Origin of the sequence: Kitasatospora sp. NPDC088779 (assembly GCF_040685395.1) — a bacterium.
Classification (GTDB): Bacteria; Actinomycetota; Actinomycetes; order Streptomycetales; family Streptomycetaceae; genus Kitasatospora.
In genome coordinates this window covers 87745-110535 of sequence record NZ_JBFBHW010000028.1, presented here as the reverse complement: position 1 = coordinate 110535, position 22791 = coordinate 87745, and the positions used below count along the sequence as shown (strand labels likewise).

General features: G+C 71.3%; 11 protein-coding genes. 5 read left to right on the top strand and 6 right to left on the bottom strand.

All coding sequences use genetic code 11. The annotated features are described in order from the left end of the window. Window positions 1–94: 94 nt before the first annotated feature. Entirely contained in the window at window positions 95–739 is a 645-nt protein-coding gene (locus tag AB0P03_RS24955) for a hypothetical protein (protein ID WP_363581161.1), read from the bottom strand. A gap of 362 nt (window positions 740–1101) precedes the next feature. On the opposite strand from AB0P03_RS24955, the gene AB0P03_RS24950 reads away from it, so the two are divergent. Together AB0P03_RS24950 and AB0P03_RS24945 are read left to right on the top strand one after the other, a co-directional pair. Then, window positions 1102–3204 (top strand): polyprenyl synthetase family protein, encoded by a 2103-nt coding sequence (locus tag AB0P03_RS24950; RefSeq protein ID WP_363630823.1) that lies wholly within the window; start codon window positions 1102–1104, stop codon window positions 3202–3204. A gap of 198 nt (window positions 3205–3402) precedes the next feature. Next, window positions 3403–4593 carry a cytochrome P450 gene (locus AB0P03_RS24945; protein WP_363630821.1) on the top strand — a complete coding sequence of 397 codons (1191 nt, stop codon included), beginning with the start codon at window positions 3403–3405 and terminating at the stop codon, window positions 4591–4593. Window positions 4594–4604: 11 nt separating this feature from the next. On the opposite strand, the gene AB0P03_RS24940 is transcribed toward AB0P03_RS24945, so the two are convergent. Next, complete coding sequence (locus AB0P03_RS24940; protein ID WP_363630819.1) at window positions 4605–12338, bottom strand: SDR family NAD(P)-dependent oxidoreductase; 7734 nt, start codon at window positions 12336–12338, stop codon at window positions 4605–4607. Window positions 12339–12728: 390 nt separating this feature from the next. On the opposite strand from AB0P03_RS24940, the gene AB0P03_RS24935 reads away from it, so the two are divergent. After that, the gene (locus AB0P03_RS24935; protein WP_363630817.1) at window positions 12729–13832 is read left to right on the top strand and encodes an SDR family oxidoreductase; all 1104 of its coding nucleotides are present in this window, start codon (window positions 12729–12731) and stop codon (window positions 13830–13832) included. A gap of 148 nt (window positions 13833–13980) precedes the next feature. Here AB0P03_RS24935 and AB0P03_RS24930 read toward each other — a convergent pair whose 3' ends face one another. Beyond that, the gene (locus AB0P03_RS24930) at window positions 13981–14262 is read right to left on the bottom strand and encodes a transposase (protein ID WP_363581173.1); all 282 of its coding nucleotides are present in this window, start codon (window positions 14260–14262) and stop codon (window positions 13981–13983) included. Window positions 14263–14416: 154 nt separating this feature from the next. On the opposite strand from AB0P03_RS24930, the gene AB0P03_RS24925 reads away from it, so the two are divergent. Further along, on the top strand, window positions 14417–15121 hold the full coding sequence (locus AB0P03_RS24925; RefSeq protein WP_363581175.1) for a TetR/AcrR family transcriptional regulator: 705 nt from the start codon (window positions 14417–14419) through the stop codon (window positions 15119–15121). Window positions 15122–15338: 217 nt separating this feature from the next. On the opposite strand, the gene AB0P03_RS24920 is transcribed toward AB0P03_RS24925, so the two are convergent. The 3 genes from AB0P03_RS24920 to mgtA all read right to left on the bottom strand — a co-directional run bounded on the left by AB0P03_RS24920 (window position 15339) and on the right by mgtA (window position 21609). Then, a complete protein-coding gene (locus AB0P03_RS24920) occupies window positions 15339–16976 on the bottom strand; it encodes an amidohydrolase (protein WP_363630815.1) in 1638 nt (545 codons plus the stop codon). 36 nt (window positions 16977–17012) lie between these two features. Continuing rightward, on the bottom strand, window positions 17013–18431 hold the full coding sequence (locus AB0P03_RS24915; protein ID WP_363581308.1) for an APC family permease: 1419 nt from the start codon (window positions 18429–18431) through the stop codon (window positions 17013–17015). A gap of 433 nt (window positions 18432–18864) precedes the next feature. Continuing rightward, entirely contained in the window at window positions 18865–21609 is a 2745-nt protein-coding gene (gene mgtA / locus AB0P03_RS24910; RefSeq protein ID WP_363630813.1) for a magnesium-translocating P-type ATPase, read from the bottom strand. Window positions 21610–22034: 425 nt separating this feature from the next. On the opposite strand from mgtA, the gene AB0P03_RS24905 reads away from it, so the two are divergent. Further along, on the top strand, window positions 22035–22751 hold the full coding sequence (locus AB0P03_RS24905) for a VIT family protein (protein ID WP_363581181.1): 717 nt from the start codon (window positions 22035–22037) through the stop codon (window positions 22749–22751). Window positions 22752–22791: the final 40 nt, after the last annotated feature.

Below are 22791 nucleotides of genomic sequence, written 5' to 3'. Positions count from 1 at the left end.
ACACGGACCCGGCCGCCACGAGATCCTGAAAACGAGTCCGTGCCGCAAGAACCAAAGCCGGACAGTTGGGGGGAATCCCCTATCGAACACCCTCTCAGAGCAAGGCGTGGGCCTCGCCGCCGATCACGCCGGTCATGGCGGTGACCGGTGAGGCATTGGTGCAGGCTCCGGTGAGGGACTGCACCGTCTGCGAGAGGGAGACCGAGTCGCCCACGTCCCTGCCGGCGGTGACCTGGGTCCCGTCGGAGTCGTCGGTGATCTGGGTGCCCATCGGTTTGGTGGAGTCGATGGCGACTGTGTCGTGCACGTCCACCGTGCTGGTCGTCCCGTCGCTCCAGGTGACTTTGTTGGTGCGGGTCAGCGGGAACGTGCCGCTGCAACCCAGGACGCTGGTGCCGGTTCCGACGGTGAAGGACACGGGGTGGGCGGTTCCGGCGGACCCGTCGGGCGAGGCGCAGTTCTGGAAGGTGCCCGCGCCGGTGACCGTCTGGGTGGTGGGGGTAGGGGTGATGCCCGGCGAGAAATGGAGGGTGTAAGTCGCCTTGCAGGTCTCGTCCTCCGCTCCGATCAGCACCCGGTGCGCAGGCGTATGCGACTGGGCCCGGGCCTGCCAGGCAGCGCCGACCCCGACCGTCAGCAGGAGGGCGACGGACCCGATCCTGAGCAGGCGTGAGCGCTGGCCGCCGACGGGGGGCTCGGCTTTCGGGCCCTCCGGGGCCGGCCGCTTCTCGAAAACCATGGCTCTTCCTTCCGAGGCTCGGCAGGCCCGCTGGCCCACCGCTCTCAGAGAGTATCCATTCCATTACTTTCTGTTTTGATTCGGCGCTCGGGCGGGTCGACCCAAGTCCTGTGGGTGGTCGTCGCGGTGGCTGTCACCCGGGGGAGGTCGGCCATCGGGGTGATGTCTGCGGGCCCGCTTGCCGAACCTGTCCCCGGGAAGCCCAGGGCGACCTAGGGTGCGGCGTGGCAGAACCTTGATACGTGTGCGGAGTCGAGCTGAACATGGGCAGGCTTGTGGAGGTTCCCGTTACCACGACCGCCACCGGCGGGAACAGGCGGGCGGACGCGGAGCCGGCGCCACGGTGGGCGGACCGGTGGCGCGTGCGTGCCCTGGTACGGACACCGCAGGGGGACCAGTACGCCTTCGAGGTCACGTTCGTCCGCAGCGGCGAACCGCAGGTGCCCGGACCCGTCCGCACCACGCTTTCGTGCGGCACGACCGACATCACCGGCCGTGCCTTCGCCCGCAGTTCGTGGCTGGACGGCCCTGCCCTGCGGGCCTGCCGGACGGCGCTCGCTCACGACACCTCGGTGGACCGGCGGGTGCGGGCCGCGTTCGACGACGCACTGGCGACGGGTGTGCCGACCCTGCCGGACCGGCTGTTCAGCCATCCGGTCACCACGGCACCGGACGGGAAGCTCGACTTCGGCCCCGTCGGCGCGTTCGAATCCCCGGCGGAGGGATCCTGGCGTCTCCGACTCGCGGACGAAGCACAAGGGCTCGACGTGCTTCTGGAGTTCCTCCCCTGTTTCGACGGGCAGAGGTGGCGCGGTTCGGGCGTGGTCGCGACGTTCACCGGGCGCGACGGTAGCCCGACCACCGCCACCGGCACCGCCTGGTACGAGGAGCCCAGTGATGAATCCCTCGGGCCAGGGGCGGCTGCTGACACGGCGGGGAACGAGCTGTCCCTCTACCTGGACAACGGCTGGCACCTGGACCTGGACAGCTGCTCGGTCGCGGACGGGCCGGGGCCCCATCAGCGGTTCCTGCGCGCGACCGCGCCGGACGGGCGGCTCGGTGTACACACCTGCACGGTCAGCACGGAGGAGACCTGGACATCGTTGGCGACCCTCAACGTCTACCCCGTCCGGTGGCGGTTGAGGGTTCCGGATCTGGCGCTGGACCTGACGGTGCAGGCGCGTGTACCCGAGCAGGAGTCGCGGTCGCTGCTCACGGGCGTGGGCTGGCGCGGTCATGCGACAGTGCACGGCTCACTGGGTCACCGGCCGGTCGGCGGGGACGCCTTCGCGGTGACCGAGCCGGACGGCGGCCTGGTCAACCTGGAGCGTCACATGAGCAGCATCGGCCGGGTGGTCCGGGAGGAGATCCGGGCCCTGTACCCCGATGCCTGCGACCGCGCGTCCGTGCACTCCATGGCGGGCCTGCGCGGCGGCGAATCCCTGGACGACAGCTGTCGACGGGATCTGGCGGCGGCCCTCTCGGCGCCGGTGCGTCACCTCTCCGACGTCGGAGGGAAGACCTGGCGGCCGTACAGCGCCGCCGCCGTCCTGGAGATGTTCGGCACCGGCGCCGACCGCTACCGGCCGTTGCTCGCCGCCATCGAGCTGTTGCACATCGGCTCCCTGATCATCGACGACGTCCAGGACAGCTCGCCACTGCGACGGGGGCGGCCCGCAGCCCACACGGTGTACGGCCAGGCTCTCGCGATCAACGCCGGTACCGCCGCCTACTTCGCCTTCGACCGGGTGCTGCGCGACACTGTTGCGGACGACCCCGAGCTGCGTCTGCGGATCTACGAGGTCTATCTGCGGGGGCTTCGAGCCGGCCACGCCGGGCAGGCGCTGGACATCGCCGGGCATACCGCGGCGATGGACCACGCGGTCGACTCCGGTGACCCGACCCTCCTGCTCGAACGCCTGCGCACCACTCATCGCCTCAAGTCCGGCATCCCCGCCCGAGGCACGTGCGAGATCGCGGCCCTGCTGGCCGGAGCCGACCGGGACCAGATCCGCGCCACCGGCGACTACTTCGAAGCGATGGGGCTCGCCTACCAGATCAGCGACGACGTGGCCGACCTGTACGGCGTCACCACGGCAGCCGACCGGGCCCACGGCCGCGCAGCCAAACGAGCCTGCGACGACCTCCATCAGGGGAAGGTCACCATGCCGCTTGCCCACGCCGTGGGCCTGATGCCGCCGAGCGCCCTGCGCGCGCTGTGGGCGGGAGTCCGTGGCGGCGCCACAGACTCCCGGTCGATCGAAGCGGCCAGCCGCGCCCTGCGGGACTGCGGGGCGGTAGCGGCCTGCGAGAACGAAGCCGAACAGCTGGTCGAACTGGCCTGGAACGCGAACGCACGGCACTGGCCGCACACCCAGCACAAGGTCATGCTACGCGCGGTCGGCTGGTATGCCGCCCGACGCGAGCCCGACCGCGCGGTGCCGTTCCAGGGGCGAGTGATCTGAGTGATGAGTCCGCTTCGCTGTCCTGTGTCCAGTCCGACGCCGGACACAGCCCTCCGGCCCGTACCCGGCCGCCACGGGCGCGCGGGTTCATGGCGGGGCATCCCGGGGAACTCCGGCTTCCCGTTCCTCGGGCAGTCCCTCGCCTTCAGAAGCGACCCGGTCGGCTGGGGGATGAAGCGTTACCGGCGCTATGGGCCGGTGTCCCGTGCCACCATCGTCGGCAACCGGGCCGTCTTCCTGGCCGGTCCCGAAGCCGTGGCGCCGGTACTGGCCAACCACGACCGGGTGTTCGCCAGCGGCCCTGGCTGGAACCCGGTGGTCGGCTCGCTGCTCCCGGACGCACTGTCCTCGATGGACGCGGCTGAACACCTGTACTGGCGGCGGATCATTCAGAGCGCCTTCAGCCGCGACAGCGTGCGCGGCCACGTGGAGAACTCGGCCGCATTCACCAGAGCTCAGACCGACACCTGGCAGACCGGCGACGGGTTCCGACTGCAGTCCGCCCTGGAACGGCTCATGGTGGGCCTCTCGCTCCAGGAGTTCACCAGCACGTGCGAGATCGGGAGGCTGGAAGAACTCAACGAAGGGTTCAAGGCCATCAGCAAGGCCGCTGTGTCACCCCTGCGCATCCCTCTGCCGGGGAGTCTGTGGGCCCGTGCCGCCAAACAGCGGGCGACACTGGAGACGTACTTCGGGGAGATGATCACGGCCAAGCAGGGCACCAGCGGCGATCTGCTCGCCCGCCTCGCCACGCTGCCCGAAGCCGCCCACGGCGGCCGGAGCCTCGCCAACTTCCTCGTCGCTTTCTTGATCGCCTCCTACGGCACGACGGCCAACACGCTTGCCTCCGCCTGCTACTTCCTGGCCAGGCACCCCGAGTGGCAGGACCGGGTCCGCGCCGAGTGCCTGTCGGCCGGGACCCCGGAACTCGGCCTCGCGCCGACGGACCGGCTCAAGGACCTCGACCGGGTGCTCAAGGAGACACTCCGTCTGCTGCCACCGGTCTTCATCATCCCGCGGGCAGCGACGCGGGACACCGAGATCCTCGGGCACCGCATTCCAGCCGGCACGTTCGTGGCGGCGCAGATCATGCTCACCCAGCGGCTGCCCGAGATCTGGCCGGACCCCGACCGTTTCGCCCCTGACCGTTTCGATCCGGCAGGCCGCACCACCGGTCGGCAACGCGACCTTCTGATGCCTTACGGCAACGGCGTGCACAAGTGCATCGGCCTTCACCTCGCCGAGGGGCAGATGAGGACCATCATGTATCACCTGTTGACGACGTTCCGTTGGAGCATCCGGGAAGACCGCGAACGGGCCTTCGACTTCTCCGTCCTGCACTGCTTCGCGGACGGGCTCCCGGTACGACTGGATCGGCTTCCCGGATAGCAGGCGGGTCATCAGGTGTTGGTGACCGCGCCGTTGGGAGCTGCGGCGGGCGGCTGCTGCGGGAAGGGCAGGGCTGCGAGTACGGGCGCGTTGGTACTGGGCTGTGCCTCTCGGGGCACCGGCGCGGTCACAGCGGTGAAGTCGGCGGCCGAACCGTCCGGGGCGGGGCCAAGACCCAGCCGCAGCTGCACGAGCTGGGCGATGTCCGCGATCGTCGCGTTGCCACGCAGAAGTTCCATGGGCGGGATGTCCACGCCGTAGCGCTGCTGGAGCGAGATCAGTAGCTCGGCCGCCATCAGCGAGTCCAGGCCGTACGCGTCGAGCCGACGATGGGGGTCGAACTGTTCGGGATCCATCTGAAGTACTGCGCCCAGTAGCTCGGTCAGGTTCTTGGTCAGGAAGACCAGCGGCTGCTCGCCGGCCAGTCCGCGGATGAGCTCCGTACGGCTGACGCCGTCCTGATCGTCGCAGGCGGGGGCCAGCCCCGTCATTCGCGGGCTGGTCGCCAGCTTCAGGATCGCGCCGGCCTTGGCCCAGTTGTAGCGGCCCACGCCCGCGACGACGGCGCGGGCGTCGAGAAGTCGTTCTGCGGCGGTGAACGCCTCGGTCGGGCGGACCTGTTCGATGCCGAGACTGCTGAGGGCCTCGGTCAGGTTGTTGCGGGTGACGTAGCCGGTCTCGCTGATGGCTCCCCAGGCGATCGCGAGCCCGCTGCGTCCTTCCTGTCGTCGTCGGCGGACCAGGGCTTCGAGGTAGAGGTTGGCCGCGGCGTACGTGCTCTGCCTGAGGTTGCCGACCATGGCGCTGCCGGAGGAGTAGAGCAGGAACAGGTCGCAGTCGCGGTCCCGGGTCAGTGCGTCCAGGACGGCGGCCCCGCCGATCTTGGGCTTCAGCACGGCGGCGATGCGCTGCTCGTCGAGGTCCACGAGCGCGTCGTCGTCCAGGTGCATCGCGCAGTGGACCACGCCGCGCAGCGGGTGACCGTCGGCATCGATCGCGGCCACCACGGCCCGCATGGTCTCCGGGTCAGTCGTGTCGGCGGCGAAGGCGGTTGCGGTGACCCCGCGATCGGCAAGGGCGGACAGGATGGCGCCGGCCTCCGGGCTGTCCGTACCCCGGCGTCCGACCAGGGCCAGGTGCCGGGCGCCGAGGCCGGCCAGCCAGCCGACGGTGGCTGCACCGAAGCCGCCCAGCCCACCGGACACCAGGTAGGTGGCCTGGGGGTCGAGCGTGGGCGTGCGCGTGATCCGCTCGACCGCCGGGGGTTCGTCCAGGGGGCTGAAGGTGACGACGACCTTGCCGATGTGCCGGGAGTGCTGGATGAGCCGGAAGGCGTCGGCGACCCGGGCGGCGGGGAATGCGGCATGTGGTAGCGGGTGGCACCGCCCCTCGCGCAGCAGCCGGCCGACCTCGGCGACGACCAGGTCGATCTCCCGGGGAACATCGAGGATCGCGTTGAGGTCCACCCCGAAGAAGGCGATGTTGTTGCCGAAAGGGCGCAGCAGCAGCGGTTTGTTCTCGTGGATGTCGCGTTTGCCCAGTTCGAGGAACCGGCCGCCCGGGCGCAGCAGTTCCAGGCTGCGGGTGATCGCCTCGCCCGCGAGTGAGTTGAGAACGATGTCCACGCCCCGGTGCGCGGTGATCTGGAGGACCTGGTCGGTGAAGTCGAGGCTGCGCGAGTCCAGCACGTGGTCGATGCCCAGCGCGTGGAGATAGGCGCGTTTGAGGTCGCTGCCGGCGGTGGCGATCACCGTGGCGCCGTGTGCCCTGGCGTACTGGACGGCCGCCAGCCCGACTCCGCCGGCGGCCCCGTGCACCAGGACCGTTTCGCCCGGTTGGATCCGGGCCAGGCGGAACAGGCTGTAGACGACGGTCGCGAGGGCCACGGGCGTGGTGGCGGCCTCGTCATAGCTGAGGCCCGCCGGGATGGGCCACAGGTGCGAAGCGCGGGCCACGGTGTGCGAGGACAGCGAGGCAGCCGCCATGCCGGCGACCCGGTCACCCGGCCGCAGGCCGGTCACTCCGGAGCCGCAGGCTGTCACGACGCCGGCGCATTCGAGGCCGAGACCGCTCTCGGACGGCGTTCCCTCGATGACCGCCGCCGGAAGCAGGCCGGTGACCTGCATCAGGTCGCGGTAGTTCAGCGTGGCGGCCCGCACCTCGATGACGACCTCGCCGGGCCCCGGTTGCGGGCGTCGGACCTCCTCCCAGGACAGGTTGTAGGAGAGGCCGGGGTTGCGCGACCTCAGCGCGAACGGGACCGCTTCCCGCGTCGGCCCGGCCACTGGTCGGTGCTGCTCGCGCGGGACGAACCGGCCGCCCGCGGTCAGCACGACCTCGTCCTCGGTGCCGGGACCGAGTAGTTCGCGGGCCAGCCGTCGCGCGTCGGAGACCGGGTCGGCGCCGGGCTCCAGGCAGATGCGGCGTCCGTCCAGGTCCGGGTGCTCGTTGGCCAGGCAGCGCGCCACGCCCCACGCGGCGGCGTGGACGGGATCCGTGATCCGCGCCAGGGCGGGCACGGCGCCGCTCGTGCGGGTCACCAGCCACAGCCGGGCACCGACCTCGCGCGGCAGACGTGCGCAGGCGGCCGTGACCACACGCAGCAACTCCGTGTGCCTGGTTGCCTGGACGACCTGGTCCGCAGGGTCGTTCTGCGACGAGGGTTCGTTGTGCGGCGAGCCGCCGAGGAGGAGTGCGATGTCGACGGAGTCGATCACTGGAGTGCTGAGGCCGGTCTCGGGCGGGGCGGTCGCGGCGGACAGGGCCCGGTCCCAGGCGGATGGTTCGGCTTCGGCCCGGATGACGCGCACGGTTGCTGCGTCCGCAGCGGTCAGCGTGTCGGCCAGGGCGTGGACCAAGGGGTCCTGGCCCACGGTCTCGGACGCGATGACGAACACCGCTCCCGCCGGCGCGGTGGGCAGTGCGGGCGGTGCCGCCGACTCGGGCGTAGGGGCACCGGCGAGCAGGACGCTCCGGTGGTCGCGGGTGGGCTTGCGGTCATGGCCGGTCTGCACGATGTCGCGGTAGCCGCACCGCTCCAGCAGGGCGGGCCACTGCTCGCGCGACAGCAGCGGGAAGTCGGGCCGCAGCTCGGTGTCGGTACCGGTGTGAAAGCTGTCCGGGGTACCGAGGGAAAGGGCGAGCATCTCCGGGTCGTGCGACTCGCCGATCAGCAGCTGGCCGCCCGGGGCGAGCAGGGTGGCCACCCTGTGCAGTGCCGCGGTCAGGTCTTTGGCCATGTACAGGGAGTCGACCGCCACCACCACGTCGAATCCCTGCTGCGGATAGCCCTGCCCGAGCGGGTCCGCATCCAGGTCCAGCACCCGGTAGTCGACGAAGTCGTAAGCAGCGAAGCGCTTCTGGGCACGCGGGAAGAGGAGCGGGGAGACATCGGTGAAGCAGTAGCGGGTCCGTTGCGCGGGCAGCAGCGGAAGCAGCGCCGCCGTGGTGCCCCCGGTACCGGCCCCGATCTCCAGGACCCGCAGCGGACGGTCGACCGGCCAGTCGCGCAGCATCTCGCGCAGCAGTGCCTGGGTGAGGCGATTGTGGAAGCGGGAGACCGGGGCGGTGTCGTGGAGTTGCTCCAGGGCTTTGGCCACGGGCTCGGAGCCCAGCAGCTCCACGGGATCCGTGCGGCCGCGCAGCACTTGCTCGAGGTGGGCCCATCGGTGGGTTCCGAGCGCGGTCTCGGTGACGAACGCGGGTAGCTCGGTGGCGATCTGTCGGACCAGCTGATCGACGGGGAACTCAGCTGCCGTCAACCGCCACCGGCCGTCCGGTTCGCAAACCAGCACCCCGTGCCGGACGAACAGGGGGATCAGCAGGGAGACCAGGCGACGGAAGCGCGGTTGCATTCCGGCTGCCACGAGATCGTCCAGTTCGAAGGGCGCGGACGGCTCGGGCAGTACGGCGGCCAGCGTGGTGCCGATGCTGCGCGCGCTGCATTCCTTGAACAGTGGGACGAACCTCTCATGCCCAAACCGCCGCCAGTCGGATCGCAGCTCGGCGATCCGGTCGGCCGCCGCCTGTTGCACGGTCCGCGGGGGTGGCAGGGGGGACGGTTCGCAGGGAAGGTCGCTGTGCGGGGCGGCGCGCAGCACCGTGTGGTAGACGGCAATGCCTGCGCGCGCGGTGACTGCCAGACGGCGCAGCCGACAGCCGTCGAGTTCGGCGGTGACGACGCCGTCCTGGTCGGTGAGCGTGATGTCCCAGCAGACCTCCTCGGTGGTCCGGGTGCGTTCGCGTACCCGGACGACACCGGTTTCGGGCAGAGTGCCCCAGAGACGCACCGCCCCGATCGAGACCGGAAGACATGCGTGCCCGTCGGTCACCAGCCCCGCCAGCAGCGGGGCGCCTGCCTGCAGCGCGCCGTCCAGCAGAGCGGGATGTGCGGTGTAGGGATCGCCCGGTGTGCTGTGGTGGTAGGTGGCGAGGACTTCGCCTTCACCCACGCGCAGTTCGCGCAGTACCTGGAAGCCGGGACCGTAGGCCAATCCCGCCGCCGCGCACGCCGTGTAGTGTTCGTCGGCCGACGTCAACCGTGGGCAGCGTTCCCGTACCGTGTTGAGATCAAGGGATTCGGGGCGGTCCCGCAGCAAGGCGCGAACCCTCGCGCGGGCGTGCGGGCGCGCTGCGTCGGCCGCGCGGCCGGGGCCGTGGTTGGTGCTCGTGATGCTCACCGTCCCGTCGTCCGGGGAGAGGCTCAGCTGCACGCGGACACTGGACGGGTCTGCCCAGGGGATCACCAAAGCGCGGCTGAGGTCGAGATGCTCGACCTCCACCGGGCCGGCGCAGACCGCCCGCCCGGCCGCCAGCGCCATCTCCACGAAGCCGGTGGCCGGCATCACCACCGATCCGGCCACTCTGTGGTCGCCCAGCCAGGGCAGCAGTACCGGTTCGATGGGGCCCTGCCACACCGGCAGCGGGGCAGGCAGTCGCTCGCCCAGCAGCGGATGGCGCAGCACGCCGTCGCCGCTGCTGCTGATCCAGGACTCCCGGGTGCCCTCCCAGTGGCGTTCGCGCTGCCAGGGGTACGCGGGAAGGCCGGTGACCTGGCCCGGGCGGGGGAAGTACCGACCCCAGTCGATGTCCGCTCCGGCGGCGAGCAGCGCTGCGTGGGTGGTGGCGAGCTGCGTGGCTCCGTCCCCGTCACGGCGCAGTGTTCCCAGCACCGTGACGGCGGTTCGGGGGCGCGTGGCGGCGATACGCCGCAGGTAGGTCTGCAACACCGGGTGGGGGCCGATCTCCAGCAGGATGTCGCCCCCGTCGTCGAGTGCCTGCTCCACTGCCGCGCTGAACCTGACCGGCCGACGCACGTTTTGCCACCAGTACGCCGCGTCCAGGTCAGTACCCCCGGCCCTGGCGCCGGTGACGGTGGAGTGCAGTGCGACGGCGGCGGGGGAGGGCGCCAGCGCGGCCAGCGCGGCGCCCAGGGGCTCGGCCAGACTGTCCATGGAGCTGCTGTGGAAGGCGTAGTCCAGGTCGAGTTCACGGAAGAACACCGCCTGCCCGGTCAGCTGCCTTCCGAGGTCGGCCAGCGCCTGCGGGTCGCCTGCGATGGTGACGTCCTGCGGACTGTTGACACCCGCGATCTCCAGCCTGCCGCCGAACGAGGAGAGTCGCTCGGCCGCGCGCTCCGCCGACAGCCCGACCGCCGCCATCCTGCCGCCGCCACGGGTGGCGCCCTGCAACCGGCTGCGTTCGGCGATCACCAGCGCGGCCTGGGCCAGGGTGAGCGCCCCGGCGCAGTGCGCCGCGGCTACCTCACCGACGCTGTGCCCCAGCACCATCGCCGGCTCGATGCCTCGCTCGCGCAACACAGCCGCCAAGGCGACCTGGAGCGTGAAGAGCAGTGGTTGTGCGCGCTCGGTCAGGTCCAGGCACCACTGCTCGGGCGGCGCGGCCAATGCCTCGGCCGCCGACCAGCCCAGAAGGGGGGCCAGTGCTGCGTCCACCCGGTTCACCGTCTCGCGAAAGATCGAGTCGCCCGCCAGGAGGTCGGTACCCATCCCGGCCCACTGCGACCCGTTGCCGCAGAAGACGAACACCACCCGGCCACGCTCCACCGCCTTGGCACTCGCGCCGGCCGCAGGTGCTCCCGCCCCGCGCTCCCACCCGCCGACGGCTGCGGCGCCACCCGAGTGCGTCACACCATCAGCCTTTTGCTGAAGGGATGTTGATGCTTCGTCAGTAGTGGCAAGAGCGGTGAACCCGCGTTCCGCGTCCCCCGTGGAGCGGGCGAGCACCACCGCGCGGTGCTCGTGCTTGCCGCGGCGCCTGCACGAGGTGTAGGCGATGTCGTAGAACTCCCGTGGCGCGGCGCTGGCCAGCCGGGCCGTCATCCGGCGCACCGCCTCGGCCAGAGCCGGTTCCGTGCGCGCCGAGACCAGCACCGGCAGGCCCTCGGGCGGTGCCGTGGACGCGCCGGGCGGCAGGACGGGGGGAGCGGAGGCGAGCACGGTGTGCGCGTTCGCACCGCCGAACCCGAAGGAGTTCACCCCCACCACCAGACGCCCATCGGTGGGCAGCGCCCGGTTGCGGACCTCGATCCGCAGGCCTAGCCCCGCGAAGTCCACGTCGGGATGCGGCTGCTCGCAGTGCAGCGTGGCGGGCACAGCCCGGTGTTTGAGCACCAGCAGCGCCTTGCACAGGCCCGCCAGTCCGGATGCGGGCTCCAGGTGTCCCAGGTTGCTCTTGACCGAGCCGATGCCGAGGTCGCCGGTGATGCGCCGGATCCCCAGGGCGCGGCCGATGGCCCGGGCCTCCAGCGGGTCCCCGACCGGGGTGCCGGTGCCGTGCGCCTCGAAGTACACCAACTCGTCGGGGTCGACGCCCGCCTCGGCGTAGATCCGACGCAGCAACTCCTCCTGGGCCTGGGGATTGGGCAGGGCCAGACCCATCGTCCTGCCGTCGCAGTTGGTGGCACTGCCAAGGATGACGCCGTGCAGGCGGTCCCCGTCGGCCAGCGCATCGTCCAGCCGCTTGAGAAGCACCACCACGCCGCCCTCAGCGCGCACAAAACCGTCGGCCTGGGCCGAGAACGAAGCGCACCTGCCACGGGCCGACAGCATGGACGCCTGTGAGAACCCGACGTAGTGGAAAGGGGAGAGCAGCACATTCACCCCTCCGCACACCGCGACCCGGCTGGTGCCCGACCACAGACTCCGGCATGCCTGGTCGAGGGCGACCAGCGAGGACGAGCAAGCGGTGTCCACCGCCATGCTCGGACCACGCAGATCGAAAGTGTAGGAGAGGCGGTTGGCAGCGATGGAGCTGGCACTGCCCGACATCGTGTAGGCGTTGACCGTGCGCGGCGACAACAACTGCAAAGTGCCGTACGACATGTCGGAGATGCCGACGTAGACGGCGGTGTCCGATCCGGCCAGCGTCTCGGGGGCCACGGCGGCGTCGTCCAGGGCCTCGGCCGCCAGTTCCATCAGCAGCCGGTGCTGCGGATCGACCTGTGCCGCCTCCTTGGGTGAGACGCCGAAGTAGGCGGCGTCGAAGCCGGCGACATCGTCGAGGAAACCGCCGACCGCCGTGTAGCTCTTGCCGACGCGCGGCATCGAGGGGTCGACGAAGCGGCTGGTCTCGAAGCGGTCCTCAGGCACCGACCCGATCAGGTCCCGGCCCTGTTCCAGCGCATTCCACAGTTCGTCCAGGCCGTTGATGCCCCCCGGCAGGCGGCAGGCCGCCCCGACGATGGCGACGGCCTGCCGGTCTGCGCGTTCCCGGTCCCGATGCATGTGAGCCCTTCTCATCCATGCCTGGGGTGGCGAGTTCTCCAGTCGGTCGCCCTCATGCGGGCGAAGCACTCACGGTATTTGATCGACAGCACAAAGTCACGGATGGGGCGTGGGTGTGACGCGCGACCACATCGGAGTGCGCACCGCGCCCGCGTTGCCGGAGCAAGCTCGTTCGAGTGAAGACCATGTCGATCTCGCAAGGTCAGGATGTGGGCGAACGACCATGACCTGACTGCGGGTTCGGGCAGCGGCCCCGTCTGGTCTCGGCCGAAACGGAGGTAGCGGAGGCAGCGGATCGTACTCGCGGAGACCACTGGGCCGTAGGGTGGCGTCGCCGCAACACGCTCAGCCCGTCCCGACAGCGGCGGTTCTGAACCCTGGGAGCCATCCTTGTCCATCCTGTTCACCGGTGCCACCGGATTCCTGGGATGCCGCGTCCTGCGGCGGTTGCTCGACGAGGGGAACGGGGCAGTGATCACGATCCTGGGACGCGCGGATACCCTGACACTGCGTCAACGCGTCGAGGCGGCGGTTCTTGCGGCGGAACCCGATCCACCGCCCGCCGGCTCCCTGGGCCGCCTGCGCTACGTCGAGGGCGACCTCACCAAGCCCAGTTTGGGGCTCGGCCGCCGCGAGATCGCTGCGGCAGCCGACGGGCTCACCTCGATCTGGCACTGCGCGGGCCTGCTCGCCCTCGTGGGTGATCCGGCTCCGCTGTTCAGGACCAACATCCTCGGGACCCGTGGCCTGCTGGAGCTGGCAGACCAGGCCCCCCAGGCGCACTTGTTCCACACCAGCACTGCCTACGTGGCCGGGCGGCGGAGCGGTGGCCACATCCTGGAGGACGACCTGAGCGAGGAGGCAGGCTTCCAGACCTACTACGAGGAAAGCAAATTCAACGGTGAGCGCCTGGTCCGCAGGTGGGCCGCACACACCGGCCGCTCGGTCACCATCATGCGTCCGAGCCTTCTCGTACTGGACCAGGTGATCCCCGATGGGCTGCCGAACCAGACCCTGGGGATCCTCGCTCGCCTGATCGACGTGAGCCTGGGCGCCGACGCCCAGGCACGGCCGGGCGGCGACGGCGCACTGCGTGTCCGAATCCGGAGCAACCCCGAGGACTCCCTCAACATGCTCCAAGTCGACTACGCCGCACACGCCATGGTGCGCGTCGCGGCCCACCGGCCGACGGGCCTGCGCACCGTGCACGTCACCCACCCGCAGAACACTTCCATGAGTGTCTTCCTGCGTGCGTTCGAACTCGCCTATCCGGGCCTGGCCGTGGAGACAGTTCCAGCCCTGCACGCGCCAATCCCGGTGGAGGTCCTGGCAGCCACCCAACTCGCCCAGGTTTCCTCCTTCATGACGCAGAGCCGGACCTACGGCCGAGCCAACCTGCTGGCGACAGTGGGCGATCTGCCCGATCCCGCCCCCGTCGACAGCGCCTACCTCGCCCGTGGCATGCGAAGGGCCGGGTCCGTGGTCGGGGTCTGATTCACCGAGTCCAGCGCGCAGCCTCACTGGACATCAGCAACGGCTTGGTCCAAGGAAGTACTCGGCATCCGAGGCTCCGATCCCAGGAGCGCGCATTTGCTCCGGGTACAGCGGACCGCCAGTGGTCCGGTTGTGACAGAGCCGAGCATCAGAGTCTGGGAGGACTCGGACACTCAGCTCGTCGGGGACTACCAGGTGACGATGACGTACCCGTGGCCGCCCGCGACCCCCGTCGCTCCGCCATCACCGGCGGGACCCAGGACCGCAAGGCCTCCTTGTGGATGCCGAGATCGCGAGCCACATGGGCGACGGGGCGGCCGGTCGAGCGGACCTCGCGCACGGCGCGTTCACGGAGTTCATCGGGGTACTTGCGTGGTGCTGGCACTGCTCGTGGTTCTCCTTGCGCCTGGATCGTAACAAACCCAGACATCAGGGACTCCAAGAAGGCCGGAGCAGCTCAGTCGGGGGTGCCGGGGCAACCGGAGGGCGGCGGCCAGGACGCAGTCGGCGTGCTCGCGCCGGACCGGGCGGAAATGCGGGCCTTCCCTGGCCTAAGTCAAGTCTGTTGACCTAAGCTGCCAGGCATGAGCGAACGGGTAGTCCCCGAGCCCCGGCGGCAGCGTCGGCGGCCCACCAAGCAAGGCGTCATCCTGTCGAGGGAACTGATCGTCGACACCGCGTTGCGGCTCATCGAGCAGCACGGCGCCGACGCGCTCACCGTACGGCGGCTCGGTACCGCGCTCGGCGCCGATCCGAGCGCTGTCTACCGCTACTTCCGCAGCACCGACGACCTGCTGCTCGCCGTCGCCGACGAGCTCATCGGCCGCGCCCAGCACGGTTGGCAGGCCACTGGTGACTGGCGCGCCGACCTGCGTGCCATCGGCCTGCGAATCCACGCCGCCTACCAGGCCCACCCCCAGGCCGCGCTGCTCGCCGCCCACCGCACCACCGGCCGAACCTACGAGATCGCCGCCGTCGAGGCCATCCTCGGCGTCCTGCGCGGGGCGGGCTTCCCCGACCGCGAGGCCGTCCGGATCTACCACGCCTTCGTCGACCAGAGCCTCGGCTTCGCCGCGCTCGACGCCGCCGCCCTCGCCCTGCCCGCCGCTGCCCAGGCCGCCGACCTGGAGGTCTGGCAGGCCTCCTACGCCCGGCTCGACGCCACCACGTACCCGCACATCGCCGCCACCGCCCGCCTCCTCACCAGCGACATGCGCCGCAGCGGATATCCCTACGCCCTCGACCTCCTCCTCGACGCCGCCGAGGCCCGCCTCCCGGCCACGGGCTGAGCGCGGGCGACGGGCTGAGTGCGGGCGACGGACTGAGCGCTGCCGGATCCGAAGCGGCCGACGCAGCCGGGCCGATCGCTCCCGGCCGCGTCGGCGACCGTCACGGTGCCGACGCAGCCCTGGGGCCTACGCGTTCCTGGGTACGTTTCATCACTTCGTGCGGGGGATCCTGGCAGTGCCCTGAGACCGCCGGGGCACCGACTCACCCCCGGGCGGCTCAGTCCGCCGCGTGGACGAGCCGGCCGCCGACGTAGGTGCGCAGGACACGGGCGTCGGCGATCTCCTCGGCGGGGGCGGTGAAGAGGTCGCGGTCCAGGACGACGAGGTCGGCGAGGTGGCCCGTCGTGAGGGTGCCGGCGTCGTCATGGCCGTTGACGTGGGCGGTTCCGGCCGTGTACGCGGCGAGGGCGGAGGCCAGGTCGAGGCGCTGCTCGGGGAGGAAGACCCGGCCGTCGGTGGCCCCCGGCTCGCTCCGGTTGACGGCCACGTGGATGCCGGCGAGCGGGTCCGGGCTGCTCACCGGCCAGTCGCTGCCGGCCGCCAGGGTGGCGCCCGCGCGCTGGAGGGCGCCGAAGGGGTACTGCCAGGCGGCGCGCTCCGGGCCGAGGAACGGGATCGTCAGCTCGTCCATCTGAGGCTCGTGCGCGGCCCAGAGCGGCTGGATGTTGGCGATCGCGCCGAGCCGGGCGAAGCGGTCGAGGTCATCCGGGTGAACCACCTGGAGGTGGGCGAGGTGGTGGCGGGTGTCGCGTCGCCCGTTGGCGGCGCGGGCCGCCTCGACCGCGTCCAGCGCCTCGCGGACGGCCCGGTCGCCGAGGGCGTGGAAGTGCACCTGGAAGCCGAGCGCGTCCAGCTCGGTGACGTACCCGCGCAGCGCGGCCGGGTCGACGAAGCTGAGGCCGGAGTTGGCGGTGGCGCAGCCGCAGCCGTCCAGGTACGGGCTGGTCATAGCGGCGGTGAAGTTCTCGGCGATGCCGTCCTGCATGATCTTCACCGAGCCGGCCCGGAACCGCCCGTGGCTCAACCCTGCACGCCGCCCGACCAGTTCGGGGATCTGCTCGGCCCCTCGGTCGCGGTCCCACCAGAGCGCGCCGGTCACCCGGGCGGTCAGCGCGCCGGAGCGCGCGGCGGCCAGGTAGGCGTCGGACGGATCCGGCTGGCCGTTGAACTCGCCGAGCAGCGCGTCCTGCCAGCCGGTGATGCCGAGCGAGTGCAGCAGCCGCTGGGCGCGCAGCAGCCCGTCCAGCCGGTCGGCGGCGGTGGAGGGCGGGATCAGCCGGGCGACCAGGCCGGTGGCGCCCTCCTGGAGCGTGCCGCCCGGGGTGCCGTCCGGCTCGCGCTCGATCCGGCCGTCCGCCGGATCGGGGGTGTCCCGGGTGAGGCCGGCGAGCTCCAGGGCCCGGGTGTTGGCCCAGGCGCCGTGGTGGTCGCGGTTGGTCAGGTACACCGGGCGGTCCGGGACGACGGAGTCCAGCAGCTGCCGGGTCGGCAGCCCGCCCTCGAAGCTCTCCATCGACCAGCCGCTGCCGGTGATCCACGCCTGGCCGGGGTTGGCGTCGGCGTACGCGCGGATCCGTTCCAAGTAGTCGGCGACGCCGACCGTGCCGGTGAGGTCGCAGACCGCCAACTCGGTGCCGCCGAAGACCGCGTGGACGTGAGCGTCCTGGAATCCGGGCAGCAGCAGCTTGCCGGTGAGGTCCACGACCTCCGTCCCCGGCCCGATCAGCTCCCGGACCTCGTCGTGGCCGACGGCGGTGATCCGCTCGCCGGTCACGGCCAGGCTGGTCGCCCGGGTGCGGGCGGCGTCACCGGTGTGGACCGGGCCGCGGGTGAAGACCAGATCGGCCTCGGGCATGGGGGTGCTCCGTTCTCTCGTGGCTTCCACGGGCTGTCAGTCGGTGTCGGGCAGGAAGTAGGGCGAACGCCGCCGCCAGCGGGCCCAGGCGGCCGCAGGCAGTCCGGTGACGATCATCATCACCGTCACGGTCAGCTCGAACCACCCGTTGTCGGCGGCCAGTTCGAAGTGGTCGGCGGAGTCGTAGAACGACCAGGCGAGATAGCCGCCGACGGCGAGCAGCGCGGCCGCGCCCAGCAGCGGGCCGACCACCGCGCGCAGTCCCTCCAACGGGTCGCTGCGCAGCAGGTGCCGGAACCGGACGGCCGCCGCGACGGCCGTCAGCGCGTAGTACAGCGCGACGATGATGCCGATCGCGTTGACGGAGGCGGAGATCAGGTCGTTGACGGTGGGGATGGCGATCGAGGCCAGCGCGAGGGCCATCGCGATGCCGGTGATCAGGAGCGTGCCGACGGCGGGCGTCGTGTGCTTCGGGTGCAGCCGGGTCCAGACCGGGCCGAGCACGCCGTCGCGCCCCATCGCGTACATTCCGCGCGCCGTCGGGATCACGGACGACTGCAGGGAGGCCACCGCGGAGAACATGAGCGCGATCAACGGCAGGGCGGCCAGCGGCTGGTGGGCGAGCGTCGTGCCGAAGTAGGCGAGCCCGTGCGCGCCGTTGTCGGCCAACTCGTCGATCGGCAGCACCCGTTGGAAGGCCGTGCCGGCGAGCAGGAAGAGCAGCAGCATCACCACCAGGGCGAGCATGCCGCCCCGCGAGGCGTCCCGGGGGCTGCGCACCTCCTCGCCGACGCTGAACACCGACTCGAAGCCCCAGTAGCAGAACACCGCCAGCACCATGCCCTGGGCGAGCGCGTCGAAGGACGGGATGTCGAACGGGTTGAACCACTGCAGCGAGAACGGCTGGTCGCCGGCGAACAGCCCGTAGCCGCAGAAGCCGAGCAGCACCGCGTACTCGAACACCAGCAGCGCCTTCTGCAGCCGGGCGGCCAGGTCCAGGCCGCGCACCGCCACCAGCGCCGCGCCGACCAGGACCACCAGGCCGAGCAGGGTGCACTGGACGGTCGAGTCGGCGTCGAGGCGGAGGCCCGCGACGCTGCGCACGTGGGCCAGGTCGAGGAGCTGGATGATGGAGGACCCGGTGACCGTGGTGGTGTAGGCCATGAAGACCACGGTGCCGACGGTGTTCACCCAGCCGGTGAGGAAGCCCAGCCAGGGGTTGAGTATTCGGCCCACCCAGCGATAGCTGCTGCCGGCGTCCGGCTCGACGGCGTTCAGTCGCCCGTACCCGCCCGCGATGGCGAGCACGGGCAGGAAGGCCAGCAGCATGATCGCGGGCAGGTGCAGGCCGACGACTCCGGCCATCAGGCCCAGGCCGATGCCGATGCTGCTGGTGGCCGCCGTACTGGAGGCGGCGATCGTCGCCCCGTCCAGCAGGCCGATGGACTTGTGCATGGTGACGTGGGGGCTGCTCGCGTCCGGTCTCGGAGCGTTGCCCGTGGCCTTCACCGTCGGTGTCAACGGATCACCGCCTTGCTCGTGTGGGGGAGGGGTGCGAGACATGAAACCGGTGGCGCCGTTACACGTCAATGCTGTTGTCATAAGAGCTGGGGCGTGGGAGTGGGAGTGGGGCGAGGCGGCCGCAGGGGCGGGTGCGGCGGGTGAGGGGCGGAGACGGGCCCTCCCCTCACCGGGGAGCGGCGGCTGCCCCCATGCGCGCCCGAGGGCATCGAGTCGCGGCTCGCCAGGTGAACGACCCTGCTGGTCGGGCAGGGTGCTGGAGCGTTCCGCGGACCCGGCCGGGTGGCAACTTGCCTGTGACGAAGAAGGTCGTCATCGAGCGGCTCCACGCGTGCTCGTCGATCCTCGACTCCGAGGGCCGGCAGTCCTACTGCGGCCGTCCCGGCGGCCGACTGCCCGCCGGCGGCGAGGACGGCGCGAAGCGCTGCGCGACGTTGCGCGGGGAAGCGGGTCGTGGCGTGCCGGACGCGGCCGCGCGCTGGCGGGCCGCGGTGCTGAAGTATGCGGCGCGCCGCCGCAGGTGGCGCAGGGCGCCGTAGCGCGGCGGGGCCGGGACGGTGCTGGCGGCTGCGCCGTAGAAGAGGCGTTTGCCGACCTCGATCAGGACGAGGTAGGCGATGATCATGCCGACCAGGGTGGCGAAGAACGCCCCTGGTAGCGGCTGGAAGCCGAGGGTGTGGGCCAGTGGCGTGGCGGGCAGCAGGGTGCCGACGGTGACGACGCCGAGGGCCGACAGCGTCAGTGGCAGGCTGGGGTGACTGCGGAAGAACGGGATGCGCCGGGTGCGGATCGCGAAGATCACCAGGGTCTGGGTGGCCAGCGACTCCACGAACCAGCCCGAGCGGAACTGCGCCGGGCCGGAATGGAAGACCCAGAGCATGACGCCGAAGGTGATGAAGTCGAAGACCGAGCTGAGCGGGCCGAAGCAGATCATGAAGCGCCGGATGAAGGCGATGTCCCAGTGCGAGGGCTTGTGCAGCTGTTCCTCGTCCACGTTGTCGGTGGGGATGGCCAGTTGGCTGGTGTCGTAGAGCAGGTTGTTCAGCAGGATCTGCGAGGGCAGCATCGGCAGAAACGACAGGAACAGCGAGGCGCTGGCCGCGCTGAACATGTTGCCGAAGTTGCTGGAGGTGCCCATCAGCACGTACTTGATGGTGTTGGCGAAGATCCGCCGGCCTTCGGCCACGCCGTCGGCCAACACGTCCAGGTCCTTCTCCAGCAGGATCACGTCCGCGGCGTCCTTGGCGACGTCGGTGGCCGATTCGACGGAGATGCCCACGTCGGCCGCGTGCAGGGCCAGGGCGTCGTTGACGCCGTCGCCGAGGAACGAGACCCCACCGCCGCTGCGCCGCTGGGCGTGCACGATGCGGGCCTTGGCTTCGGGGCTGACCCGGGCGAAGACGGTGGTGCTCGTGATCGCCTCGGCCAGCCGGGTGTCGTCCAGGGCGTCCACCTCGGCGCCGGTCATGGCCTCGCCCCCACCCAGTCCGAGGTCGTGGCAGACCTTGGCGGCGACTGCGGCGTTGTCGCCGGTGACGACCTTCACGGAGATGCCTAGCGCGGCCAGCCTGCTGAGTGCGGCGGCCGCGTCCGGTTTGGGCGGGTCGAGGAAGACGAGCAGCCCGGCCAGCTGAAGACCGTTCTCGTCCGCCGGCCGGATCTGCCCCGATCCGGCGACGCCGGGCCGGGTGGCGACCGCGATCACCCGGTTGCCGGCGGCGAACTCCGCCGCCAGCGCGTCACGGGCTGCGGCGGGCACGTCGGCGCAGCGTTCCAGGATGCTTTCCGGAGCACCCTTGGTGACCAGGGTCGATACGCCGGCCGTGTCCCGCACGAGGACGGAGACCATGCGGCGCTCGTGGTCGAAGGGGAGCACCGCGAGCGAGGTGTAGCCCGCCAGCGCGGCCCGCTCGCCCGCGGCGGCGGGCGAGCGCCACAGGGCCTGGTCGAGCGGGTTCCCGCCCACGTCCCGCTCGTCCCGCGCCGCGTTCTCGGTGCACAGCAGCCCCCATCGCAGCACCGTGTCGGGACCGTCGGCGCCGACGGGCACGGCGCGCATGTAGTCGATCCGGCCGAGGGTGAGGGTGCCGGTCTTGTCGGTGAACAGGACGTCGACGTCGCCGAGGTCCTCGATGCAGACAAGCCGTTTGACCAGGACCTTGCGGCGGCTCATCCGCCGCGAGCCCGCGGCCAGGCTGGTGGAGACGACGGCGGGCAGCAGCTGCGGGGTGATGCCGACTGCGATGGCCAGCGAGAACAGCAGGGCATCGATGATCGGTTTGTGCAGCGCCACGTTGATCACGAAGATCGAGGTGGTCAGCGCGCCCGCGACGTAGACCAGCAGCAGGGAGAAGCGGCGCAGGCCGACCTGGAACTCGGTGTCGAGCTGGTGGGTGCCGAGCCCGGCGGCGATCTTGCCGAACTCGGTGCGGGCCCCGGTGGACACCACGACCCCCCGGGCGCCGCCGGTGCGCACCACCGTGCCCATCAGGGCGCAGCCGGACAGCTCGGCCAGCGGTGTCCCGGCCGGGACGGCGGCGGTGCCCTTGTCCACGGGCAGCGACTCGCCGGTCAGGAGCGACTCGTCGCACTCCAGTCCCGTGACCTCCAGCAGCCGCAGGTCGGCCGGGACGATGTCGCCCAGGTGCAGCTCGACCAGATCGCCGGGAACCAGCGCGGTGACATCCACCGACACCGCCCGTCCGTCGCGCACCGCCACCGTCGTGTGGCGGATCTGCGAGTGCAGCGCCTCGGCGGCCTTCTCGGCCCGGTACTCGTTGACGAAGCCCAGCCCCACGGACACCGCCACGATCACCCCGATGATCACGGCGTCACTGCGCTCGCCGACCAGGAACGATGCCACGGCGGCGCCCAACAGCAACCCGAGCAGTGGCGAGCGCAACTGGTGCCACAGCACAGGGAAGAACCGGGCCCGGTGCGAGGAGACCGCATTGGGCCCGAACCGGGCCCGGCGCCTGGCCGCTTCACCGGAGCTCAACCCCGCCTCGGCATTGACGTCGAGCCCGCGCAGAACCTGTTCCCCAAGCAGTGCCGCCGAGGCTGCCACCCCGTCCGCGGGCCCGGCCGACCGCACGGGAGCCGCGGCGCTCATCGCGGGTGGTCCCCGGTCCCGCCCGTCACCGTTCTCGGCATGCGACGGCACGCCGACGGGATGCGGGGGAGTGGTGCTGTGTCATACGGATCGCCGCCTCTGGGCACGTGCCACGCCCGGCGAGGGCACGGAGTCCGAACAGACCCGGGCGCGCTACGTTTCTCCAGGGTCGCATGGGTCGATCGCTTCTTCCCTCCGGTGCCTGGCTCGGCGCTCACCGGGACGCCTCCTCGGCGCGGCCTCTGGTGGCCGACGCGTCGCTGCGGGACCAGAGTGGAGCAGACGGGGTTCGCGAGGGTTCTCCGCACACGGGGCGGGCGATCCCGGAGCCCGGTGGGACCGTTCCGCCGACGGCGCGGTGCCGGCTCGCGTCGAGGCCGCGCCCGGGTCGGCCGGTGCCGCCGGCGCGGGAGGAGGTACCGACGGTGGCAGGACAGGCCGGCAAGCAGGACGAGCCGCACGGTCGTGCCCTGGGACGCCGTCTGAACTGGCTGCGGGCCGGGGTGCTCGGAGCCAACGACGGGGTCGTCTCCACGGCGGGCCTCGTGATCGGTGTGGCCGGTGCGACCACCTCCCACATCGCGCTGCTGACGGCCGGGCTGGCCGGGCTGCTGGCGGGATCGATGTCGATGGCGGTGGGCGAGTACGTTTCGGTCAGCAGCCAGCGGGACTCCGAACGGGCCGCGCTGCTGGTGGAGCAGGGTGAACTGGCGGAGGCGCCGGAGGCGGAACTGGACGAGTTGACCGGTCTCTACGAAGCCAAGGGGCTGCCTCCGGCACTGGCGCGGGATGTGGCCGAGCAGCTGACCGAGAGAGACCCGCTGGCCGCGCACGCGGACGCGGAGCTGAAGCTCGATCCGGACGCCTTGACGAGCGCCTGGCAGGCGGCAGGAGCGAGCTTCGTGTCCTTCACCGCCGGCTCGCTGCTGCCTCTGCTGGTCATCCTGCTGCTGCCGGTGTCGTCCCGGGTCCCGGTCACGGCTGCTGCCGTCCTCGCGGCCCTCTGGGCCACCGGGGCTGTCAGCGCCCGCCTCGGAGGGGCGCCCCCCGGGCGGGCCATCCTGCGCAACGTTCTCGGCGGAGGGCTGGCGATGGCCGTCACCTACGGGGTGGGGGTGGCCCTCGGCGTTACCGGTGTCTGAAACGTTCCCGCATCCGGCGCTCCCGGCCCGGGCGAAGGCC